Source organism: Janthinobacterium sp. CG_23.3 (assembly GCF_046115965.1).
In the GTDB taxonomy this organism is placed as follows: domain Bacteria; phylum Pseudomonadota; class Gammaproteobacteria; order Burkholderiales; family Burkholderiaceae_D; genus Janthinobacterium.
The window spans coordinates 1-22,852 of the sequence record NZ_JBJXIB010000047.1 but is presented as its reverse complement, the minus strand read 5'-3'; the positions used below and the strand labels follow the sequence as shown (position 1 = coordinate 22,852).

General features: G+C 67.0%; 18 protein-coding genes and 1 tRNA gene. 15 read left to right on the top strand and 4 right to left on the bottom strand.

The genetic code is table 11. The features are described 5' to 3' along the window. Positions 1-5: 5 nt before the first annotated feature. The 6 genes from ACFDR9_RS13005 to ACFDR9_RS12980 are packed head-to-tail and all read left to right on the top strand — an operon-like array spanning position 6 to position 8,474. Positions 6-665, top strand: a complete 660-nt coding sequence (locus tag ACFDR9_RS13005) for a type 4a pilus biogenesis protein PilO (RefSeq protein WP_026133129.1) — start codon at positions 6-8, stop codon at positions 663-665. Next, positions 662-1,201 carry a pilus assembly protein PilP gene (locus ACFDR9_RS13000; RefSeq protein ID WP_409031249.1) on the top strand — a complete coding sequence of 180 codons (540 nt, stop codon included), beginning with the start codon at positions 662-664 and terminating at the stop codon, positions 1,199-1,201. The genes ACFDR9_RS13005 and ACFDR9_RS13000 overlap by 4 nt, the downstream gene beginning before the upstream one ends. Then, the gene (gene pilQ, locus ACFDR9_RS12995) at positions 1,201-3,375 is read left to right on the top strand and encodes a type IV pilus secretin PilQ family protein (protein ID WP_026133128.1); all 2,175 of its coding nucleotides are present in this window, start codon (positions 1,201-1,203) and stop codon (positions 3,373-3,375) included. Before ACFDR9_RS13000 ends, pilQ begins: the two co-directional genes overlap by 1 nt. Before the next feature lie 50 nt (positions 3,376-3,425). Beyond that, positions 3,426-5,672 carry an Ig-like domain-containing protein gene (locus ACFDR9_RS12990; RefSeq protein WP_409031248.1) on the top strand — a complete coding sequence of 749 codons (2,247 nt, stop codon included), beginning with the start codon at positions 3,426-3,428 and terminating at the stop codon, positions 5,670-5,672. A 39-nt stretch (positions 5,673-5,711) separates the two neighbouring features. Continuing rightward, the gene (gene aroKB / locus ACFDR9_RS12985; RefSeq protein WP_409031247.1) at positions 5,712-7,331 is read left to right on the top strand and encodes a bifunctional shikimate kinase/3-dehydroquinate synthase AroKB; all 1,620 of its coding nucleotides are present in this window, start codon (positions 5,712-5,714) and stop codon (positions 7,329-7,331) included. Positions 7,332-7,337: 6 nt separating this feature from the next. Beyond that, a complete protein-coding gene (locus ACFDR9_RS12980) occupies positions 7,338-8,474 on the top strand; it encodes a deoxyguanosinetriphosphate triphosphohydrolase (protein ID WP_026133127.1) in 1,137 nt (378 codons plus the stop codon). A 150-nt stretch (positions 8,475-8,624) separates the two neighbouring features. Here the strand turns inward: ACFDR9_RS12980 and mutY are convergent, their stop codons facing one another. From mutY to mutM, 3 genes are read right to left on the bottom strand one after another with little or no spacing between them, the layout of a single operon-like run. Further along, positions 8,625-9,791: an A/G-specific adenine glycosylase gene (gene mutY / locus ACFDR9_RS12975; protein WP_409031246.1), complete on the bottom strand. Its 1,167-nt coding sequence runs from the start codon at positions 9,789-9,791 to the stop codon at positions 8,625-8,627. 50 nt (positions 9,792-9,841) lie between these two features. Next, on the bottom strand, positions 9,842-11,770 hold the full coding sequence (locus tag ACFDR9_RS12970) for a dynamin family protein (protein ID WP_026133126.1): 1,929 nt from the start codon (positions 11,768-11,770) through the stop codon (positions 9,842-9,844). Positions 11,771-11,797: 27 nt separating this feature from the next. Further along, positions 11,798-12,631, bottom strand: coding sequence for a bifunctional DNA-formamidopyrimidine glycosylase/DNA-(apurinic or apyrimidinic site) lyase (mutM, locus tag ACFDR9_RS12965; protein WP_409031245.1), 834 nt, complete (start codon positions 12,629-12,631; stop codon positions 11,798-11,800). 166 nt (positions 12,632-12,797) lie between these two features. Here mutM and ACFDR9_RS12960 point away from each other — a divergent pair, with 166 nt between their 5' ends. The 7 genes from ACFDR9_RS12960 (at position 12,798) to pth (ending at position 18,897) form a co-directional block, all read left to right on the top strand. Continuing rightward, positions 12,798-14,543, top strand: a complete 1,746-nt coding sequence (locus ACFDR9_RS12960; RefSeq protein WP_409031261.1) for a tetratricopeptide repeat protein — start codon at positions 12,798-12,800, stop codon at positions 14,541-14,543. 73 nt (positions 14,544-14,616) lie between these two features. Next, positions 14,617-15,222 (top strand): outer membrane lipoprotein LolB, encoded by a 606-nt coding sequence (locus ACFDR9_RS12955; protein WP_017877810.1) that lies wholly within the window; start codon positions 14,617-14,619, stop codon positions 15,220-15,222. Continuing rightward, positions 15,219-16,136, top strand: a complete 918-nt coding sequence (gene ispE, locus ACFDR9_RS12950) for a 4-(cytidine 5'-diphospho)-2-C-methyl-D-erythritol kinase (RefSeq protein ID WP_409031244.1) — start codon at positions 15,219-15,221, stop codon at positions 16,134-16,136. Before ACFDR9_RS12955 ends, ispE begins: the two co-directional genes overlap by 4 nt. A gap of 75 nt (positions 16,137-16,211) precedes the next feature. Beyond that, positions 16,212-16,288, top strand: a tRNA-Gln gene (locus tag ACFDR9_RS12945). Between the two features lie 157 nt (positions 16,289-16,445). Beyond that, on the top strand, positions 16,446-17,396 hold the full coding sequence (locus ACFDR9_RS12940; RefSeq protein ID WP_017877808.1) for a ribose-phosphate pyrophosphokinase: 951 nt from the start codon (positions 16,446-16,448) through the stop codon (positions 17,394-17,396). Between the two features lie 173 nt (positions 17,397-17,569). Continuing rightward, entirely contained in the window at positions 17,570-18,202 is a 633-nt protein-coding gene (locus ACFDR9_RS12935; RefSeq protein WP_017877807.1) for a 50S ribosomal protein L25/general stress protein Ctc, read from the top strand. 107 nt (positions 18,203-18,309) lie between these two features. After that, complete coding sequence (pth, locus tag ACFDR9_RS12930; RefSeq protein ID WP_017877806.1) at positions 18,310-18,897, top strand: aminoacyl-tRNA hydrolase; 588 nt, start codon at positions 18,310-18,312, stop codon at positions 18,895-18,897. Positions 18,898-18,940: 43 nt separating this feature from the next. Here pth and ACFDR9_RS12925 read toward each other — a convergent pair whose 3' ends face one another. Continuing rightward, positions 18,941-20,803: a DUF3857 domain-containing transglutaminase family protein gene (locus ACFDR9_RS12925; protein WP_409031243.1), complete on the bottom strand. Its 1,863-nt coding sequence runs from the start codon at positions 20,801-20,803 to the stop codon at positions 18,941-18,943. 308 nt (positions 20,804-21,111) lie between these two features. Between ACFDR9_RS12925 and ychF the strand changes: the two genes are divergently transcribed. After that, entirely contained in the window at positions 21,112-22,203 is a 1,092-nt protein-coding gene (gene ychF, locus ACFDR9_RS12920; protein ID WP_017877804.1) for a redox-regulated ATPase YchF, read from the top strand. A 198-nt stretch (positions 22,204-22,401) separates the two neighbouring features. Further along, positions 22,402-22,794 (top strand): hypothetical protein, encoded by a 393-nt coding sequence (locus ACFDR9_RS12915; protein WP_409031242.1) that lies wholly within the window; start codon positions 22,402-22,404, stop codon positions 22,792-22,794. Positions 22,795-22,852 lie beyond the last annotated feature (58 nt).

Genomic DNA, 22,852 nt, shown 5'->3' with positions numbered 1-22,852 from the left:
TCGATATGGCTAACCTGACACACCTGGCGCAGTCGCTGGCGGCGCAGTTCCGCGGCCTGAACCAGCTCCACCCCGGCCAGTGGCCGCTGGCGCCGCGCGTGCTGTGCGGCTGCGGCGCGGCGGCGGCGGTGATCGCGCTCGGCTATTTCGGCTACTGGAGCGGCCAGTTCGAGCAGCAGGAGGCCGGCGCGCTGCGCGAGCAGGGCTTGCGCGACGAATACAAGGGCAAGATGGCGCTGGCGATCAACCTGGAGGCGCTGCGGGCGCAGAAGGCGCAGGTCGACCAGTACGTCGAGCGCTTGCAAAAGCAGTTGCCGAGCAAGGCCGAGATGGCCGCGCTGCTGTCCGACATCAACCAGGCCGGGCTGGGCCGCGGCCTGCAGTTCGAGCTGTTCCGGCCGGGCCAGGTGGTGGTCAAGGATTATTACGCCGAGCTGCCGATCGACATCAAGGTCAGCGGCAACTACCACGACCTCGGCGCCTTCGCCGGCGACATGGCCAACCTGCCGCGCATCGTCACGCTCAACAACATGGCCCTGGTCGCGGCCAAGGACGGCAGCCTGACGCTGGAAGCGGTCGCCAAGACCTTCCGCTACCTCGACCCGGACGAGGTGCTGGCCCAGCGCAAGGCGCTGGCCGACAAGAAAAGCAAGGCCAAGAAATGAACGCGCCGCGCAACGCCGCGGCCGCCGCCGCGCTGCTGCTGGCGCTGGCCGGCTGCGGCGACAGCGACGTGCAGGAGGTGCGGCTATGGATGGCCGAGGTGAAGGCGCAGGCGCGCGTCGCCGTGCCGCCGCTGAGCGAACCGAAGACTTTCATCCCCTTCGCCTACGGCGCCAAGGAGGCGGTCGACCCGTTCAGCCCGAACAAGCTGCTGGCCGAGCTGGCGCGCGCGGCCAAGTCCAGCTCGGGCTTCAAACCGGACCTGGAGCGCCGCAAGGAATTGCTGGAAAGTTACCCGCTCGACACGATCAAGATGGTGGGGACGCTGCAAAAGGCGGGCGTGGTGTACGCGCTGCTGCAAATCGACCGGTCGGTGTACCAGGTCCGCAGCGGCCAGCACGTCGGCCAGAATTTCGGCCTCATCACCGGCGTCACCGAGGAGGCGATTTCGATCAAGGAGATCGTTCAGGATGCGGGCGGCGACTGGGTCGAGCGCATGGCCAAGTTGGAGTTGCAGGACAGCAAGGAGACAAAATAATGAGCGCATTCCCATTCATGGCGCGCGGCGCGCGGCTGGCGGCGGCGCTGGCGCCGCTGGCGCTGGCGCTGCTGCTGCCGGCCGGCGCCGCGCGCGCGCAGCCGGCGCCGGCGCAGGACAACGTCATCGAGGCGATCAGCGCCAACCAGCAGGGCTCGAACGTGATCGTCAAGGTCAGCATGCAGCGCGCGCCGGCCGGCATGCCGATCGGCTTTTCGATCACCAACCCGGCCCGCATCGCGCTCGACTTCGGCGCCACCGTCAACGGCACCGGCAAGAGCGTGCTCGACATGAACGTCGGCGATTTGCGCAGCGTCAACGTGGTGCAGGCCGGCCAGCGCTCGCGCCTGGTGCTCAACCTCAAGCGCGCGCTGAACTACGCCACGGCGATCGACGGCAACGCCGTCATCGTCACCATCGAAGGCTCGGGCGGCGTCGCCACCGCCGTCAACGCCGCCGGCCTGCCGGCCGCCGCCGCGCCGGCGCCGGCCGGGCGCCAGTTGCTGCGCGACATGGACTTTCGCCGCGGCGCCAACGGCGAGGGCCGCATCGTCGTCGACCTGCCGCACAGCCAGGTGGCCGTCGACGTGCGCCAGCAGGGCGCCGGCGTGGTCGTCGACTTCCTCAAGACCGGCCTGCCCGAGACGCTGCGGCGGCGCCTCGACGTGGCCGACTTCGGCACGCCGGTGACGCGCGTGACCACCGTGCCGCAGGGCGAGAACGTGCGCATGACGATCGAGGCCAAGGGGCTGTGGGAGCAGACCGTCTACCAGAGCGACACGCAACTGGTGATCGACGTCAAGCCGATCAAGGAGGAGCCGAACAAACTGACCCAGGGCAGCCAGGGCTACCGCGGCGAAAAGCTGTCGTTCAACTTCCAGAACGTCGAGGTGCGCGCGGCGCTGCAGGCGATCGCCGACATCTCCGGCCTGAACATCATCACCAGCGACAGCGTGACGGGCAACCTGACCTTGCGCCTGCGCGAGGTGCCGTGGGACCAGGCGCTCGACGTGGTGCTGCAGGCCAAGGGCCTGGACATGCGCAAGAACGGCAGCGTGCTGTGGATCGCGCCGAGGGAGGAGTTGCTGACGAAGGAGAAGCTGGAACTCGAGCAGCGCGCCCAGATCGCCGAGCTCGAGCCGCTGCGCTCCGAGATCTTCCAACTGAACTACCAGAAGGCCGACGCCTTCCGCACCGTGTTCGGCCTCGACGTCGGCGGCGACGGCAAGAACCGTGTGCTGTCCAAGCGCGGCAGCGCCATCATCGAGCCGCGCACCAACCAGTTGTTCGTCACCGACGTCGCCGCCAAGCTCGACGACATCCGCAAGCTGATCCAGAAGACCGACGTCGCCAGCAAGCAGGTGCTGATCGAGGCGCGCATCGTCGAGGCCAACGACTCGTTCAGCCGCAACCTCGGCGCCAAGCTCGGCTTCGCCGACATGCGCACCATCCGCGGCGGCGACGCCGGCTACCAGGTCGGCAACGGCAACACCCGCGTCGCCATCGGCGGCAACATCGCCGGCGTGGGCGAGGTCACCGGCCAGCTCGGCGAGACCGGCTCGTCCTACAACAACAGCCAGTTCGTCAACCTGCCGGCCGCCAGCATCAACGGCATCGCCCCCGGCAACCTGGCGGTGAGCCTGTTCTCGGCCGCCGCCAACCGCTTCCTGAACCTGGAGCTGTCGGCGCTCGAGGCCGACGGCAAGGGCAAGATCATTTCCAGCCCGCGGGTGGTCACCGCCGACAAGGTGATCGCCCTGATCGAGCAGGGCATCGAGCTGCCCTACCAGGTCGCCACCAGCAGCGGCGCCACGTCGATCACCTTCAAGAAGGCCAACCTGCGCCTCGAGGTGACGCCGCAGATCACGCCCGACGGCAACGTGGTGCTGGAAGTGGACGTCAACAAGGACAGCGTCGGCCAGGAAACCCGGGCCGGTTTCGCCATCGACACCAAGCACGTGAAGACCCAGGTGATGGTCGAGAACGGCGGCACCGTGGTGCTGGGCGGCATCTACCAGCAGTCCGAGCGTTCGTCGGAGTCGAAGGTGCCGCTGCTGGGCGACATCCCGGTACTGGGCTACCTGTTCCGCACCACCGGCCGCACCAACGACAAGACCGAGCTGCTGGTGTTCATCACGCCGAAAATCGTCGCCGACCGGCTCTCGACGCGTTAATAAAAAGTAAGACATCAACGAATTTTATGCTGGATAACAAGGGTGGACCTATGAACATACCGCGCAATTCGAGCAAACCATTTTCCGCCTGGCTGGCGCTGGCGGCCTGCGCCGCGCTGCTGGCGGCCTGCGGCGGCGGCGGCGGCAACCCCGGCGCGGTGCCGGGCACCACGCCGCCGGGCGCCGCCTCGAAGGTCGCCAGCGTGGTCCTGGTTGGCAGCGCCGAGTCGATACTCGCCTCCGGCGAAACCGGCACCGAGGTGGTGTTGACGGCCATCGTCAAGGACGCCAACAACACCGCGCTGAAGGACGAAACCGTGGCCTTTTCGGCCGACTCGGGCACCGTCAGCAGCGACAACCTGGTCAGCGACGCGACCGGCGCCGTCACCGCCAAGCTGAGCACGAAGGGCAACACGGCGGAGCGCAACATCACCGTCACGGCCAGCGTCGGCGGCGTCAAGTCGACCGCGCTGGTGGTCAAGGTGGTGAAGGCGACGACGACCTCGATCGCCTCGATCCAGTTGACCGCCAACAGCGTCACGCTGGCGTCGGCCGGCACCGCCGAGGTCAGCATCGTGGCCCTGGTCAAGGACGCCGCCAATTCGGTGGTGCCGAACGCGCTGGTTAATTTCGCCGCCGATTCGGGCGCGCTCAGCCAGCCGGTCGCCACCACCAACGCCTTGGGCCAGGCCAGCGTCAAGCTGGGCACCAGCGCCGATCCGACCCTGCGCGCGATCACCGTCACCGCCACCGTCGGCGGCAAGAGCATGAGCACGGTGGTCAACGTGGTCGGCACCAAGCTGTCGATCGCCGCCAACAACACGCTCAACCTGGGCGCCAGCGCCGAGCTGACGGTGAAACTGGTCGACTCGGCCGGCGCGGCGCTGGCGAACAAGGCGGTTACTTTCAGCGCCGCCAGCAACCCTGTCACGGTCAAGGGCGGCGGCGCCGCCGTCACCGACGCCAGCGGCCAGCTGGTGCTGGTGTATCAGGTCAACGTCAATCCGGCCGGCAGCGCCGACACCGTGACGGTGAAATCGACGGGCGACACGGCCTCGACGACCATGACGATCAACGCCTCGAACTTCAACGTGAAAGTGGTCAACGCCGGCGGCGCGACCCAGAGCCAGGCCTTGATCAACACCTGCCAGCGCGTGGCCATCCACAACGACACGGCCGGCGTGGCGCAAACGGGCAACGTCGGCCTGGGCACGTCGCGCGGCAACGTCTACAGCGACAGCGCCTGTACCTTGGAACTGGCGGCGCCGCTGACCTTCAGCGCCGGCGACGCGACCGGCTATGTCAAGGCCACCAGTCCCGGCCTAGCCAGCCTGACCGCGACGGCCGCCGGCGTGTCGGTGCAGGGCACCGTCGAGTTCGTCGCGCCGCTGGTCGCCAGCGCCAACGTCACCGGCCAGGCCGATCCGGCCCTGGTCGGCCCCAACCTGCCCGGCAGCAGCACCCAGCAAAGCACGGTGCGCGCCATCGTGCGCGACGGCACCGCCGCCAACAACCTGGTGAAGAACGCCTGGATCAGTTTCTCGATCCAAAAAGACGGCAGCGGCGGCGCGCTCAGCTCGCCTTCGCGGGTGCAAACCGGCAGCGACGGCGCCGCCAGCGTCAATTTCATCCCGGGCGCCAGCACCACGGCCGTCAACGGCGTCGTGGTGCGGGCCAAGATCGACGATCCGGCGGTGCCGGCGGCGGTGGCCCTGGCCGACATCCAGCTGACGGTGGCCAAGAGCGCGCTGTTCATTAGCGCCGGCACCGGCAACTCGGTCGGCACGCCCAGCTCGACCACCTACAGCAAGGAGTACGTGGTGTTCGTCACCGACGGCGGCGGCGGCCCGGCGGCCAACGTCGACATCACGGTCTCCGTGCGTCCGCGCAACTATTACAAGGGCATCATGCTGTTCCCCGGCCTCGAAGGCCCGTGGACGGCGCAAGTGAGCGCCAGCTGCGCCAACGAGGACGTCAACAGCAACGGCATTCTCGACGCCGGGGAGGATTTCAACACCAACGGCTTCCTCGACCCGGGCATTCCGGTGCAGGTGACGTCGAGCGCCAAGACCGACGCCAACGGCATGGCCGTCGTCACGTTCACCTACGCGCGCGACCGGGCCTTCTGGCTCGACATCGATTTCACGGTGCGCGGCAAGGTTTCCGGGACGGAGTCGACGTATGTCGGTTACACTTTGCTGCGCGGCCTGAACAGCGACTACGCCATTAAGACGATCAGCCCGCCGGGCGTGGTCAGCCCATACGGACGGGCATCGGCCTGTAACGATAAAAATTAAACTATTGCCGCAATGCAAAATCTGTATTTAGTAGGGCTGATGGGGGCCGGAAAAACCACCATCGGCCGCATCCTTGCCCGCAAGCTGGGCAAGCGCTTTGTTGATTCCGACCACGAAATCGAGGCCCGCACCGGCGCCTCGATTCCGTGGATTTTTGAAATCGAGGGCGAGCAAAGCTTCCGGCGGCGCGAGGCGGAGGTGATCCGCGACTTGACCATGCAGCAAGGCATCGTCATGGCCACCGGCGGCGGCGCCGTGCTCGACGCCGACAGCCGCGCCTATCTGAAGCAGCGCGGCACCGTCATCTACCTGCGCGCCAACGTCAACAGCATCATGACGCGCACCAGCCACGACAAGAGCCGGCCGTTGCTGCAAACGGCCGATCCGCGCAAGCGCATCGAGGAGCTGGCCGTGCAGCGCGAGCCCTTGTATATGGAGGTGGCCGACGTCGTCATCGACACCGGCCGACCTAACGTACAATCGATGGTCCAAACAATTCTGATGCAGCTGGCCAGCCTCGAATGCGAGAACTCGCCCAACTGCGTCACCCAAGCAGAGCCTTCGATGAACGAGCAATCCAATATCCTTTTAAGCGTCGACCTCGACGAGCGCAGCTACCCGATCGTCATCGGCCCCGACCTGCTGGCCGACGCCGATTTGCTGCTGCGCCACGTCAGCGGCGGCAAAGTGGCCATCGTCACCAACACCACGGTGGCGCCGCTGTACCTGGCGCGCCTGGAGCGGGCGCTGGCCGCCGGCGGCAAGGAGGTGTTCAGCATCGTCCTGCCGGACGGCGAGGAGCACAAGAACTGGTCCAGCCTGATGACCATTTTCGACACCCTGCTGGCGCGCAAGTGCGACCGCAAGACCACCCTGGTGGCGCTGGGCGGCGGCGTCATCGGCGACCTGACCGGTTACGCCGCCGCCAGCTACATGCGCGGCGTCGGTTTCGTGCAGATCCCCACCACTTTGCTGGCCCAGGTCGATTCCTCGGTCGGCGGCAAGACCGGCATCAACCATCCGCTGGGCAAGAACATGATCGGCGCCTTCTACCAGCCCAACGTCGTCATCGCCGACACGACGACGCTGGAAACGCTGCCGGCGCGCCAGTTGTCGGCCGGCCTGGCCGAGGTGATCAAGCACGGCGCCATCATCGACGCCGCCTTCTTCGACTGGATCGAGGTCAACATCGGCAAGCTGATGGCGCGCGACAAGGGCGCGCTGGCCTACGCCATCGCCCGCTCGTGCGAGATCAAGGCCGACGTGGTGCGCCAGGACGAGCGCGAGGGCGGCCTGCGGGCGATCCTCAATTTCGGCCACACCTTCGGCCACGCGATCGAGGCCGGCATGGGTTACGGCAACTGGCTGCACGGCGAGGCCGTCGGCTGCGGCATGGTGATGGCGGCCGAGCTGTCGCGGCGCGTCGGCCACGTCGACGCCGCCACGGTGGCGCGCGTGCGCGCGCTGGTGGCCGCCGCCGGCCTGCCGGTGACGGCGCCCGACCTGGGCACCGAACGCTGGCTCGAACTGATGGAAGTGGACAAGAAAAACGAGGGCGGGGAGATCAAGTTCATCCTGCTCAAGCCGCTTGGCAGCCCGAGCATCGGCAACGCCCCGCGCGAGCACGTGCTGGCCACGCTGGCCGCCTGCGTCGGCTAGCCGGCCATGCTGGAAGACGCCTTGCTCGCCCCTTACGCGGCCCATTCGGCGCAGGGTAGGGGGCGGCGGGTGGCCGAGGCGCCGGCCGCTTCGCGCAGCCAGTTCCAGCGCGACCGCGACCGCATCATCCACTCGTCGGCCTTCCGCCGGCTCGAATACAAGACCCAGGTTTTCCTCAACCACGAAGGCGACCTGTTCCGCACCCGCCTGACGCACAGCCTGGAGGTGGCGCAGATCGGCCGCTCGCTGGCGCGCAGCCTGCGCCTGAACGAGGACCTGGTCGAGGCGGTCGCGCTGGCGCACGACCTCGGCCACACCCCCTTCGGCCACGTCGGCCAGGACGTCCTCAACGACTGCATGAAGGGACACGGCGGTTTCGAGCACAATCTGCAGAGCTTGCGCGTGGTTGACGAGCTGGAGCAGCATTACGGCGCCTTCGACGGCTTGAACCTGATGTTCGAGACGCGCGAGGGCATCCTCAAGCATTGTTCGCTGGCCAACGCGCAACAATTGGGGCCGCTGGGCCAGCGCTTCATCGACCGCACCCAGCCCTCTTTGGAGGCGCAACTGACCAACCTGGCCGACGAAATCGCCTACAACAACCACGACATCGACGACGGCCTGCGCTCCGGCCTGATCACGATGGCGCAGATGGAGCAGGTGGCGTTGTTCGGGCGCCACCGCCGCGCGGTCGAGGCCGAGTTCCCCGGTCTGCCGGGCCGGCGCGCGGTGTATGAAACGCTGCGCCGCATCATCAGCGCGCTGGCGGCCGACCTGATCGCCACGTCGTCGCAGCTGATCGCCGCGGCCGCGCCCCGGCACATCGACGAAGTGCGCGCGGCGCCGCCGCTGATCCGCTTTTCCGCGCCGATGCGGGCCGAGGCAAGTGAGTTGAAACGCTTCCTGTACGCCAACCTGTACCGCCATTACCAGGTCAACCGGATGCGCGTGAAGGCCAGCCGCATCGTGCGCGAGCTGTTCGAGGCCTTCCAGGCCGAGCCGGTGCTGCTGCCGCCCGACTACCTGGCGCCGGCGGACGCGCCGGGCAAGCAGGCGCGCCAGATCGCCGACTATATCGCCGGCATGACCGACCGCTACGCCATCCGCGAGCACCGGCGCCTGTTTTCAATCGACGAGCTGTAGGCTTGCCGCCGCACACGCCGCGCTGCGCGCCGAGACGGCGGCCATGAAGCCAGACTAGTCAAATGGTTCATCGCCACCGCCGTCACGCTCTCCGTCACGCTCAGCGGGGTGGTGTTCGCCATCGCCAGGCTGGTCCAATAATCGCCGGCGCTAAAAATCCATGCGCGCCTGCGCCGCCTGGGTGTCGCCGAATAGTTCCAGCAGCAGTTTCTTGATCGGCGCCGGCAGCGGCGCCTGGCCGATGGCGGCGCCGTCGTACCAGACGTGGCCGGACTCGCCGGCCAGGTCGAGGCGGCGCGCCAGCGCGATGCGGCACGGCGCGATGCGCAGCTTGTAATGCGTGAACACATGGGTGATCGGCAGCAGGCGTTGCTGCGACTCGATCTCGCCGAACTTGCCGACCGCCAGCGTGACGGCGTCGTGGTCGACGGCCGGCGCGGCGCCGCCGTCGAGCGGCGCGTGGCCGTCCAGCTCCGGCAGCGACAGCAGGCCGCCCCAGATGCCGCTGCCGGGCCGCTGTTCGAGCAGCACCTGGCCGCGGTCGATGATCACCAGCATGGTCGCGTGCTTTTCCGGGCTGGTCTTTTTCGGCTTGCGCACCGGCAGTTCCTTGACCCGGTCGGTGGCGAAGGCAACGCAGCGCGGCTGCAGCGGGCAGCGCTGGCAATCCGGGCTGCTGCGCGTGCACAGGGTCGCGCCCAAGTCCATCAAGCCCTGGGTGTAGGACTCGATGCCCGTCAGCGGCAGCAACGCCTCGGCGCGTTGCCACAATGCCTGCTCGATCTTTTTTTCGCCGGGATAGGCGTCGATCCCGAAGACCCGCGCGAACACCCGCTTGACGTTGCCGTCCAGGATGGCGGCGCGGGCGCCGCTGGAAAACGCCGCGATCGCCGCCGCCGTCGAGCGGCCGATGCCGGGCAGCTCGGCCAGCAGCAAAGGGTCGTGTGGAAACACGCCGTCGTACTCGTCCACCACGCGCCGGGCGCACTTGTGCAGGTTGCGCGCGCGGGTGTAGTAACCGAGGCCGCTCCACTGCGCCATCACGTCCTCGACCGGCGCCTCGGCCAAGCTGCGCAGCGTCGGAAAGCGCGCCAGGAAGCGCGCGTAATATCCCAGCACGGCCGCGACCTGGGTTTGCTGCAACATGATTTCCGACAGCCAGACCAGGTAGGCGTCGCGCGTGTTTTGCCAGGGCAGCGCGTGGCGGCCGTGGACTTGCTGCCAGCCGATCACGGTGGCGGAAAAGCCGGGGTCGGCCAGGGCGGCGGCGCTGGCCGCGTCGTGCCGCAACGGCGGCGGGTGAAGCAAATTTGTCATGTCCTTGTTCGTCTCGTTTTCTCGTGTGGACGCGGCTGCCGGGGCGGCGCTCAGGCGGCCGCGTCGAGGACCGCGCCGCGCGCGTCGATGGCGGCGCCGATCGCGCCCACCAGTTCGCCGAGGCGGATTTTTTGTTGCTCCAGCTCGAGCAGGCCGGCCTCGAACGCGTCGATTTTCTGCTCCAGGCTGTCGGTGGCGTCGTGGATGCGCTGGATCGACGCCAGCCGGTGTTTCAGCTGGTCCTTGTGCTGGCGGATCTGCGCCTCCAGCGGCGCCATGATCACCTTCAGCCAGGCGTCGGCGTCGTCGTTGGCGGCCTTGAAGCTTTTGCGCACGCGCGAGGCGATCGAGTCGAAGAATTTCTCCATCAACACCACGCGGCTGGTCGTGATCAACGTCGCGGTGCCGAACTGCTTGTGGTAGACCGCCTCGATTTCGCCGATTTCCCGGCGGTAGCGCTCCAGCGAAAACGGCATCGGCAGCGCCAGCGCCAGCCCGTGTTCGGCGGCGAACTTGCGGTACATCACCCCCATCATCTCGGAGATTTCCACCGTCTTGCGCTCCGATTGCGCGAGGTTGTGCTTGATGCGCTCGAAATACTGCCGCACGGCCTCGCGCACGCCGGTGAAAAAGCGGCTGCGCCGCATCGCCTCGCGCACCTGGTCGATGTCGTCGCGCACGATGTCCATGCCCAGACTGGTGTACAACTCGGTCGACAGGCGGGTAAACACCGAGCGCGTCGCCTGCAGCTTGAACAGGCTGCTGTCGAACTCCTTTTTCTCGACGTCGATGCGCCGCATCATGTGCGCGATCACGCTCTGGTTCTTGCCGCGCAGGCTTTTCAGTTCGTGCAACTGCTCGACGATGCCGCGGATGCGCGCCGCCACCAGCGCCTGCTGCGCCGTGTCGATGGCGCGCAGGTCGTCGGCCAGTTGGCCGCGCACGATGTCCTTCTTAGCCGGGATCAGCTCGTCGAACAGGGCCCGCTCGAGCGCCTCCAGGCCGCTCTTGGCCAGCAGCGCCGGGTCGCCGTTGATCTTGCCCACCAGCGCCTTTTGCGCCGACACCGGAAACACCTGGCGCGGGGCTAGCGCCAGCATGTGCGCGGCGCCGGCCTGCTGGCGCGCAATGTCGGCGTCGACCTCGGCGTCGCTGCGCAACTCGTCCCACATGCTGTCGATCTTGTTGAGCACCACCAGGCGCCCGGCGCCGCCGCCGATGTGGTTGCGCCACACCTCGATGTCGCTCTTGGTCACGCCGGTGTCGGCGGCCAGGATGAACAGCACCGCGTGGGCGTTCGGAATCAGGTTCAGCGTCAACTCCGGCTCGGTGCCGATGGCGTTCAAGCCGGGCGTGTCGAGGATTACCAGGCCCTGCTTGAGCAGCGGATGCGGGAAGTTGATGATGGCGTGGCGCCACAGCGAAATTTCGACCATGCCGCGCTCGTCGAGCACCGCCGCGGCGTCCGGGTCGTCGGCGTCGTACAGGCCGTAGCTCTGCGCCTCGGCCACCGTCACGCGCTTGCTCATGCTAACTTGCCTGAGCGTTTCCTGCAGCGAGCCGGCCGCGTCCAGGTCGAGCGGCAGCGCGGTCCAGGCGGCGGCGTCGTCGCGGTAGTCGCTGGTCGACAGGTTGCGCGCCCGCGTCTCGATCGGCAGCAGGCGGATCGACGGCGGCTGGGCCGGGTCGTACAGCAGCTCGGTCGGGCACATCGTGGTGCGCCCGGCCGCCGACGGCAGGATGCGCTGGCCGTAGTCGGCGAAGAAGATGGCGTTGATCAACTCCGATTTGCCGCGCGAGAATTCGGCGACGAAGGCGATCGACAGCTTGTCGTCGGCCAGCCGGGCCAGCGCGCGGCCCAGGCGCAGCTCGGTGGCGCCGTCGGCCAGGTCGGCCGCGCCGACCCAGTCCTGGTACCGCCGCAGCGCCGCGACGACGCCCTGGCGCCATGCGCTGTATTGTTCCAAGTCCCTGACCATCATGCTCGCCACGCCTCCATTCGCATCTTATTTTTGGCAGTTGACGCAATAAAACGTCGAGCGCTGCCCCTGCTTGATCTGGCGCACCGGCGCGCCGCATACCCGGCAGGGCGCGCCTGCACGATCATAGACGAAATAGCTCTGCTGGAAATAGCCCGTCTGGCCGTTTACGCCAATAAAATCGCGCAGCGTGCTGCCGCCCTGGGCGATGGCCGCCGCCAGCACCTCGCGGATGGCCTGCGCCAGTTTGTCGTAGCGCGCCAGGCCGATGCGCCCGGCCGGGGTTTTCGGGTTGATGCCGGCCCGGAACAGGCTCTCCGAGCAGTAGATATTGCCCACGCCGACCACGATGTCGCCGGCCATCAGCACCTGCTTGACGCTGGCCCCGCGTCCGCGCGTTTTCTTGTACAGCAACTGGCCGGAAAAGCCGTCCTCGAGCGGCTCCACGCCGAGGCCGCGCAGCAGCAGATGCTGGTCGACGCCGCCGTCGCGCGCGTCGTGCCACAACACGGCGCCGAAGCGCCGCGGATCGGTCATGCGCAACACCTGGCGGCCCTGCGCGCCGTCGACGACGAGGTCGAAATGGTCGTGTTTTTGCGCCTCGGTGCCCGGCGGCAGCACGCGCAAATGGCCCGACATGCCCAGATGGATGATCAAGGTGCCGTGCTCGAAGGCCAGCAGCAGGTACTTGCCGCGGCGCCCGGTCAGGCCGATGGTGCGCCCGGCCAGCTGGCGCGCCAGGTCGGCCGGAAACGGCCAGCGCAGGCCGGCGCGGCGCAGCACCACCGCCTGCACGGCGCGGCCTTCAAGATGCGGCGCGACGCCGCGCCGGGTGACTTCAACTTCGGGCAATTCTGGCATGGCAAACTCGAACTGGGGTGGAAACGCCGGCTTGCGGCCGGGACGGCGCATATTTCGTTACGCGCGCGCACGCAATGGATGGGTTGGGCGTAGAATCATCGCTTACCCGTACAGCCAGGAACGCCTTTTGAAAAACGCTTTCGCCATTGTAACTCTCTGCGCCCTGATGTCGGCGTGCGCCGTGGTGGCGCCGCAGCGCCAGGCGCCTGTCGCGCCCGCGCCGGCGCCGCCGGAGGAGGACGGCGCCGCCGGCGAGGCGACGTCGGCGTCGACGCGCGCGGACGAGGTCCTGCCCAGCCTGGAGCTGAGCGCCGACCTGCTGTACAAGCTGACCAAGGCCGAACTGGAGTTCAAGGGCGGGCGCTGGCAGGGACCGTTTGTCACGCTGATGAGCGTGGCCCAGCAAACCCGCGACCCGCGCATCGCCCACCGCGCCGCCGAAATGGCGCTGACGGCCAAGCAGGGCGGCGAGGCGCTGGCGGCGATCCGGCTGTGGCGCGAACTGGCGCCGAACTCGGAGGAGGCCAGGCAGTATTTCCTCGGTTTCGTCGTGCTCAGCGAGCAGATGGGCGAGGCCGAGCCGATCTTCAGCCAGCGCTTGAGGGACGCGGCGCCGGCCGCGCGCGCGCTCAACATGTTCCAGATGCAGCAATTCCTGACCCGCGCGAAAGACAAGGCGGCCGCCTTCGCGATGCTCGAACGGGTGCTCGCGCCCTATCTGGCGATGCAGGAAAGCCACCTGGTGCTGGCGCAAAGCGCCCACGCCAAGGGCGATCGCGAACGCGCCGAGCGGGAGGCGCGGGAAGCGCTGCGCATCAAGCCCGACTCGGAGCTGGCGGCGCTGACGCTGGCGCAGGTGGCCGGCAACGCGCAGGCCGCCGACGAGGTGCTGACGGCGTTCCTGAGGGTCAACCCGGGGGCGCGCGAAGTGCGCGCGGCCTACGCCCGCCTGCTGATCGAGCAGAAGCAGTTCGAGCCGGCGCGCGGCCAATTCCAGATCCTGCTCAAGGACCAGCCCGACAACCTGGCGACGCTGTACGCGCTGGGCATCATCTCGATGCAACTGGGCGACGGCGGCGCCGCCGAGGCGCACTTCAAGCGCTTCCTGGCGGTGCTGGCGGCCAAGCCGAGCGACGAGCGCGACCCGGCCAAGGTGCAAATGATCCTGGCCCAGCTGGCCGAGGACCGGGGCGACCACGCCGGCGCGCTGGCATGGCTGGACCAGGTCGACGGGCGCGACGCGCGGCCCTACTTCGAGGCCAGGGTACGGCGGGCCCAGCTGATGGCCAGGCACGGCGACCTGGACGGCGCGCGCAAGGTGCTGGCCGACATCAAGACCGACGAAGCCGAGGAGCAGGCGCAGCTGTTCCAAACCGACGCCCAGTTGCTGCGCGACGGCGGCTACGCCCAGAGCGCCTTCACGGTGCTGGAAAACGCGCTGATACGCTTCCCGGACAATGCCGAACTGCTGTACGACTTCGCGCTGCTGGCGGAAAAGCTGGGCAAGCTCGAGGTCATGGAAACGAGTCTGCGCCGCGTCATGGCGCGCAGCCCGGACAACCACCACGCCTACAACGCGCTGGGCTACTCGCTGGCCGAGCGCAACGTCCGCCTGCCGGAGGCGCTGGCGCTGATCGACAAGGCGCTGAAGATGGCGCCGGGCGACCCTTTCATCATGGACAGCATGGGGTGGGTGCAGTTCCGCCTCGGCAACCTGGAGCAAGCCGAGGAACTGCTGCGGCGCGCCTACAGCTTGCGCAGCGACCCGGAAATCGCGGTCCACCTGGGCGAAGTGCTGTGGCAGAAGGGCGACAAGGCCGACGCCGAAAAACTCTGGCGCGAAGCCGGCGCCAAGGACCCCAAGAACGACGCCTTGAAAAGTACGCTGGCGCGGCTCAACTTCAGCTTGTAGACTGGCGCCGCCGGCGCCACGGGTTTGCCAGGCTTGCGCGGCGTTTTTCACTTCTTAATTATTACGGTCCCTTATGTCCCTGCCCATCGCCCGAAAAAACCTTGTTGCCGCCGGCTTTGCCTGCGCGCTGTTGTCGGCCTGCGCCACCACCGGCGCGCCGCCGTCGGCGCAGCCGGTGGCGGCCTACCGCGACAGCGTCGAGCTGGCCGGGCGCCTGTCGGTGAACTACCAGCGCGACGGCAAGCCGGAGTCGCTGTCGGGCAAGTTCGTCTGGCGCCAGAGCGGCCAGCGCATCGACGTTAGCCTGGCGTCGCCGCTGGGCCAGACCATCGCCGTCATCGGCGTCGCGCCCGGCCTGGCGACGCTGACCCAGGGCGGCCAGGCGCCGCGCACTGCCGCCGACATCGACAGCCTGAGCGCGCAGGCGCTGGGTTGGCCGCTGCCGGTGTCGGGCCTGCGCGACTGGCTGCAGGGTTACGCGCTGGACGCCGACGGCCGGCGCTTCGCCGCCTCGCCGCTGCGGGCCAGCGTCACCACCGGCGACGGCTGGCGCCTGACCTTCGTCTCGTGGCAGGACGGCGCCACGCCGCGGCCGAAACGCATCGACGCCGAGCGCGGCGCCGGCGCCGGTTCCGAAGCGGTGGCCATCCGCATCGTCATCGACCCGGTCCAGCCGTGAGCGCGCCCACCAATGCGGGTACGCCGCTTGCCGGCCTGCGCGATTGCCCGGCCCCGGCCAAGCTGAACCTTTTCCTGCACGTCAACGGCCGCCGCGCCGACGGCTACCACTTGCTGCAAACCGTGTTCCAGCTGGTCGAGCGCGGCGACGTGCTGCATTTCCAGCTGCGCGGCGACAGCGCGATCCGCCGCGTCACCGACCTGCCCGGCGTGCCGGAGCGGCAAGACTTGATCATCCGCGCGGCCACGCTGCTGCAGGCCGAGGTGCTGCGCCGCAGCGGCGCGCTGCCGCCCGGCGTCGACATCGAAGTCGAGAAGATCCTGCCGATGGGCGGCGGCCTGGGCGGCGGTTCGTCCGACGCCGCCACCGCGCTGATGGCGCTGAACCAGCTATGGCGGGCCGGCCTGACGCGCGCCGAGTTGATGGCGCTGGGCCTGCCGCTGGGCGCCGACATTCCGTTCTTCATTTTCGGTGAAAGCGCCTTCGCCGAGGGGGTGGGGGAGGCGTTGCGCGCCGTCGCCACGCCGGATTGTTGGTATGTCGTCATCGAACCCGGCGTCGCGGTGCCGACCGCCGCGATATTTTGCGCCGAAGATTTGACACGGGACACAAAACTCGTCACAATAGCGGACTTTTCCAGGCACCTCATGTTGCAGCGCGACGTGGGCGAATTTGGCGAAAACGATTTGCAGCAAGTGGCAAGCCGCTTATTCCCGCCGGTAGCAGAGGCGATAGAATGGCTGGGGCGTCACGGCAAGGCCAGGATGACTGGCTCCGGCGCTTGCGTGTTTTGCGCGTTTCCCAGCGCAAGCGCAGCCGATGCGGTGCTCGGCAAGGTGCCCGCGGTCTGGGTCGCCTGGAAGGCGAAAGCGCTGAGCCGCCATCCGCTGGAGAGAATGTTGCAAATGTTGTAAGCAGGAAAAATAAATTTGGCTTTACGTTGAATAGGCGCTAGAATACTGGCCATGACGGAAAGCAGTCAGTTGCGTAGGGGAATCGCCAAGCTGGTTAAGGCACTGGATTTTGATTCCAGCATGCGAAGGTTCGAATCCTTCTTCCCCTGCCATTAGTTGCTCCTGCAAATCTGTCGATGCGAAGTCAGCGTCCAGTCAGGGCAAGATAGGTGTACCCGCAAACGCGGTCCATCCTAAACACAGCGCAGCCGGGCCTTTGCCCGGCTTGTGACTTTTCAAGATTCAACGCTTACCTCTTGGGACTCCTCCATGGCTTACGAAAACCTGATGGTTTTTACCGGCAACGCTAATCCGGCTTTGGCAGAAGGGGTCGCAAAAAACCTCGGCATCCCCCTCGGCAAGGCCAATGTGACGAAGTTTTCCGACGGCGAAGTCATGGTCGAGATCAACGAAAACGTGCGCGGCAAGGATGTCTTTGTATTGCAATCGACCTGCGCCCCGACCAACGACAGCCTGATGGAAATCATGCTGATGGTCGACGCCCTGAAACGCGCATCCGCCGGCCGCATCACCGCCGCGATCCCGTATTTCGGCTACGCCCGCCAAGACCGCCGCCCGCGTTCGGCGCGCGTGGCCATTTCCGCCAAAGTGGTCGCCAACATGCTGGAAAAAGCCGGCGTCGAGCGCGTCCTGATCATGGACTTGCACGCCGACCAGATCCAGGGCTTCTTTGACATCCCGGTCGACAATATCTACGCCTCGCCGATTCTGCTGGGCGACCTGCAAAAGAAAAACTACCAGGATTTGCTGGTGGTCTCGCCCGACGTCGGCGGCGTGGTGCGCGCCCGCGCGCTGGCCAAGCGCCTCGGTTGCGACCTGGCCATCATCGACAAGCGCCGCCCGAAGGCGAACGTGTCGGAAGTGATGAACATCATCGGCGAAGTCGAAGGGCGCAATTGCGTGATCATGGATGACATGGTCGACACCGCCGGCACGCTGACCAAGGCCGCCGAAGTGTTGAAGGAACGCGGCGCCAAGAAAGTCGTCGCGTATTGCACCCACGCGGTCCTGTCCGGCCCGGCGATCGAGCGCATCAGCGCCTCGTCGCTGGACGAGCTGGTCGTCACCGACACGATTCCGCTGTCGGAAGCGGCCCTGGCCTGCGGCAAGATCCGCCAACTGACCTGCGCGCCGCTGCTCGCGGAAACGTTCAAGCGCATCATCAAGGGCGATTCGGTCATTTCGCTGTTCATCGACTAAACACCGGGAACACCGGCAGTATGTTAGCGGCGCGGCCGGCAGATTTGCCGGTTGCGCCGCTGTAGTTTCCACCGTCTTCTTGGGCGCGGCTGCCGCGCCCATTTCCCGAAGTCCCCTGGTCGCGGGGGACTTCACAACGCGCGGCGCAAGCCTCGTTCTTTTTGGAGCAACACATGAAAGTTATCGCATTTAAACGTGAACTGCAAGGTACCGGAGCGAGCCGCCGCCTGCGTATTTCCGGCCAAACCCCAGGTATCGTCTACGGTGGCACCGAAGCCCCGGTCAAGATCTCGCTGGACCACAACGCGCTGTACCACGCGCTGAAAAAAGAAGTCTTCCACTCGTCGATCCTGGAATTGGAAATCGACGGCGCCACCCAGCAAGTTCTGCTGCGCGACTTCCAAGTCCACGCGTACAAGCAACTGGTTCTGCACGCCGACTTCCAGCGCGTTCTGGCCGACCAGGCTATCCAGATGAAAGTGGCGCTGCATTTCACCAACGCCGACGTCTCGCCTGCCGTCAAACTGCACGCCGCCACCATCAGCCACGTGCTGAACGAAGTGGAAGTTTCCTGCCTGCCAGGCAACCTGCCAGAGTTCATCACCGTTGACCTGTCGACCATCGACGTCGGTCATTCGATCCACCTGGCCGACCTGACCCTGCCGGAAGGCGTTACCGTGATCGCCCACGGCAAGAACCAAACCGTTGCCACCGCCCTGGTGCCGGCTGGCCACGTGTCGGCCGAAGCCGCCGCTCCTGCTGAAGGCGCTGCCGCTGCTCCAGCCGCCAAAAAAGGCAAGAAGTAATACTCTACGAAGCGGCCGCCTGGCGGCCGCATCGATAAAAAACCCGCCTGGCGGGTTTTTTATTGCCCGTTTTCAGCCATAATCGCATTTTCCTCTCCCACTATCCCATGCCCATTCGCCTGATCGTCGGCCTCGGCAACCCCGGCCCCGAATACGAACAAACCCGCCACAACGCCGGCTTCTGGCTGGTGGACCAGCTCGCCAACAGCCTGCCCGGCGCGCGCCTGCAGCGCGAATCGCGTTTTAACGCGCTGGTCGCGAAAACCGCGGTCGGCGGGCGCGAAGTGTGGTTGCTGGAGCCGCAAACCTTCATGAACCGCTCCGGCCAGTCGGTCGGCGCGCTGGCGCGCTTCTACAAGATCGCGCCCGACGAGGTGCTGGTGGTGCACGACGAACTCGACCTGGCGCCCGGCGTGGCCAAGATGAAGAAGGGCGGCTCGGCCGGCGGCCACAACGGCCTCAAGGACATCACCGCCGCGCTCGGCACGCAGGACTACTGGCGCCTGCGCCTGGGCATCGGCCACCCGCGCACCACCGCCTCGCAGCAGGCCGTGGCCGACTTCGTGCTGCACCGCCCGCGCAAGGAAGAGCAGGCGCTGATCGACGAGGCGATTGAAAAAAGCCTGCGCGTGCTGCCGCTGGCCTGCGAAGGCAAGATGGACATCGCGACGATGCAGTTGCATACCGCCGCGTAGCCGGCGCCCCCCCAGCAAGAACGCGAGGCCGGCGCGGCGTTTCCTAGCGCGCCTCGACGATGATCTGGCTCTTCAGGTCGCGCAGCATGCGCTCGACCATCGGGCGCAGGCGCTGGAAGTCGGCCGCCGTGCACACCATGCCGGGCGGGCTGAACACGAGGCGCCGCCGCACCGTCACGGTGTTGCCGGCGCGCGTGTAGTCGGCGCGGTAGTCGAGCCTGTCCTGGCGCAGCGCCAGCGCCGCCGGCAGCGCCAGGATGGCGACCTCGGGGGCGAACTCGAAGCCGCTCTGGTCCTCGCTGTCGACGGCCGGGCAGACATAGTCCTGGCTGCGCTCCTTTTCCTGCGCCAGCGCCAGCACCGCCTCGGTGACGCCGCCCCAGAAGCTGAACGAGGTGGCGACGCCGGCCTGCCCCGGCAGGTTGGCGACGCTGTCGCTGACCCCGGCAAACACCATTTGATACTCGTCGCCGCCGCCGTCGAGCCGGCCCGGGTCGAGCACGCCGTAGCCGCGCTGGCCGGCGCCCTGCAGCATGCGTTCGACCAGCGCGTCACGCTCGGCCTGGCCGATGCCGCGCAGCGCCTGCCGGTACGGCTCGGCGCTGGCGCCGGCGCTGGTCTTGGCGACGCGGAACAGGCTGTTGCCGTTCTTGCCAATCTGGAAGGTGATGGCGTTGCGGCTGCGTCCCGGCTGGGCCGCCGGGGTGGCGGCCAGGCGGCCCGTTTTGGTCAGCAACACCGGCTTGCCCAGGTCGCGCTCGGGCAGGTAGCCGGCGGCGATGGCCTCGGCGGTCGGGTCCAGGTACAGGTCCAGGCCGGGCACGTAGGTGATGATATGGTTGAAGATGCCCAGCGTCGGCACGCCGGGCAACTGGAACACGTTGCCGTTGTTGAGCAGCGCGCCGGTGCTGTCGATGCCGGCCGCGCCCAGCAGCGCCTGCAGCAGCGCGGCCTGGTCCTTGCAGTCGCCGTAGCGGCGCGCCAGCACCTCGCCGGCGGCCTGCGGCACCACGCCGCCGGGGCCGATGTACAGCGCGACATAGCGGATGTGCTTGCGCACCCAGTCGCTCAGCGCCAGGGCTTGCTCGCGCGGCGCGGCGCGGCTGGCCGTGAGCTGGCGCGCCAGCGCGGCGATCGCCGGCGTCACCGCGGCGCGCCCGCGCGCGCCGGCCTCGAAGGCGCGCGCGAAGGCGGCGTAGTCGGCGAAGGTCGACACCGCCAGGCGCTTGCCGTAGTCGAGGTAGCTGACCGAATCGGCTTCGATACGCTCGTTGTCGCCCGGCACATAGTCCCACTGGTAACGCCGCCTGCCCGGCGGGCTGGCCAGCGCCACCGGCCGGAAGCCGCGCGCGTCGGCGTACAGCGGCATCCCGGCCGGCAAGTCGTAGCGCAGGCTGAAGGCCTTGTTGAGGAAAAACTGCGACGACGACAAGTCCTCGAAATGGCCGGGGAAGAGGGCGCCGCTGCGCTTGAGCACGTAACGCAGCACCAAGCGGTCGCCCACCGCCACGTCGGGGAAGACGATTACTTTGACGCGGATGTCCTGGAACACCGGCGCCTCGGCCGAGACCGCCTCGTGCTGGTCCTTGATCTGGCCGGGGCCGACGGCCAGGCGGCGCCCGTCCGGCTTCTCGGTGTAGGCGGCGATGGCGTCGACGCTGTCGAGCGTGCCGTTGTAACTGATGTAGTACTGGCTGTGCGGGCCGACCGCGCGTTGCTGCGCGATGCGGCGCTCGTCCTCCACCGTCAGCGTGTAACTGCCGTCGGCCTCGACCACGTACGATTGCGCGAAGCGCTCGATCACCAGCGACGGGTCGGTGCCGCTGTCGTGCGCCGCCGCGGCGCGGCAGGCGGCCGCGAGCAGGGCGGCGGCGAGGTGCCGCGCGGGCGAGAAGGCAAGGCACATGTCGGACTCCTGGGCGGGCGGCGGACGGCGCGCCGGTTCAGGAATGGTAGTTTGGCGGCCGCGACGCCCCTTGAGGCAACGCAAGCGGGCTTGCGGCGGCGACGCGGCGGCGGCGCTTGCGGCGTAAATCGGCGGCGCCGGCGCATAACTCTTTTGAAGAGAGCCTGCGGGAAGGTTACAATTGACCCCTGAACGCTGCACAACAATACCATTTCCCGAAAATGCGGCCAGGCGCCCCGTTTTCTCTACCAGCACCGCCCCAGCGCCGCCCGCCGGCGCGGTCGTGCTTTGATTATTAAAGGTTTTCCATGAGTCTCCAATGCGGCATCGTCGGCCTGCCTAACGTCGGCAAGTCCACCCTCTTCAACGCCCTGACCAAGGCCGGCATCCCGGCCGAGAACTACCCGTTCTGCACCATCGAGCCGAACGTCGGCGTCGTCGAGGTGCCGGACCCGCGCATGGCGGCGCTGGCCGCCATCGTCAAGCCGGAGCGCTTGGTCAACGCCATCGTCGAATTCGTCGACATCGCCGGCCTGGTGGCGGGCGCGTCGAAGGGCGAGGGCCTGGGCAACCAGTTCCTGTCGCACATCCGCGAAACCGACGCCATCGTCAACGTGGTGCGCTGCTTCGAAGACGACAACGTGATCCACGTGGCCGGCAAGATCAGCCCGCTCGACGACATCGAAGTGATCCAGACCGAGCTGGCGCTGGCCGATATGGGCACGGTTGAAAAAGCCATCCACCGCGAGCACAAGAAGGCCCGCTCCGGCGACAAGGACGCGGCCAAGCTGGTGGCGCTGCTCGAACGCATCATGCCGCATCTGAACGACGCCAAGCCGGTGCGCGCGCTCGGCCTGGACGCCGAGGAAATGGCGCTGATCAAGCCGCTGTGCCTGATCACCGCCAAGCCGGCCATGTACGTCGGCAACGTTTCCGACACCGGCTTCGTCAACAACCCGCTGCTGGACCAGCTGGCCGCCTACGCCGCCTCGCAAAACGCGCCGATGGTCGCCATCTGCGCCTCGATCGAATCGGAAATCGCCGACCTCGACGACGCCGACAAGGAAGCCTTCCTGAGCGACATGGGCATGCAGGAACCCGGACTGGACCGCTTGATCCGCGCCGCCTACAAGCTGCTCGGCCTGCAAACCTACTTCACCGCCGGCGTCAAGGAAGTGCGCGCCTGGACCATCCACGTCGGCGCCACCGGCCCGCAGGCGGCCGGCGTGATCCACACCGACTTCGAGCGCGGCTTCATCCGCGCCCAGACCATCGCCTACGACGACTTCGTCGCCTACAAGGGCGAAGCCGGCTCGAAAGAGGCGGGCAAGATGCGCGCCGAGGGCAAGGAATACGTGGTCAAGGATGGCGACGTGCTGAACTTCCTGTTCAACGTGTAAGCGATAACCGGATTAGGGCCGTCCAGCCCGCCACCTGCCCCTCAAAGGGCGGATGGCGGGCTTTTTTGTGCACATGCGAAACAGTCAATTAGGTAGTTAAAATACAATATGTAAAATAACGCAACTCCAGGGTGTGTTTGATATACAATAAAACGTTGTTTTTTTGTTAAACGCATCATTTACTTGGAGTACTTTTAGATGTCGAAACGCATTTATATTAAGAACATCTCCGCGCTGATACTGGCGTCCCTGGCGTCCACCGCGTGGGCCGACGAGAATGGCTATGTGCTCAGGTCCGCTGTGTGGAGTCAGTCGACCATTCCTGTTTGCTGGATCAACCCGTCCACGGTCAACAGTGCCGAGCGCTCGTGGGTGAAAACGGCGGTGGAGCGCACTTGGGCGAGGAGTTCCCGGCTGTCCTTCACCGGGTGGGAAAGCACCTGTCCGGTGGCAAATCAGGGGAATGCGGTGCGCATCAAGATACAGGACGACAATCCCCGTGTTCAGGTATTGGGCAAGCAAGTGACGACATTTTCCGAGGGAATGTTCTTAAATTGTGACTGTTCAGCCGCTATGCGGCAAGCGGGATAGGATTACCGTTGAAGGCCCGGAGCAGAACCTCAAGCATGCCATGGCCTTGCTTGCGTAG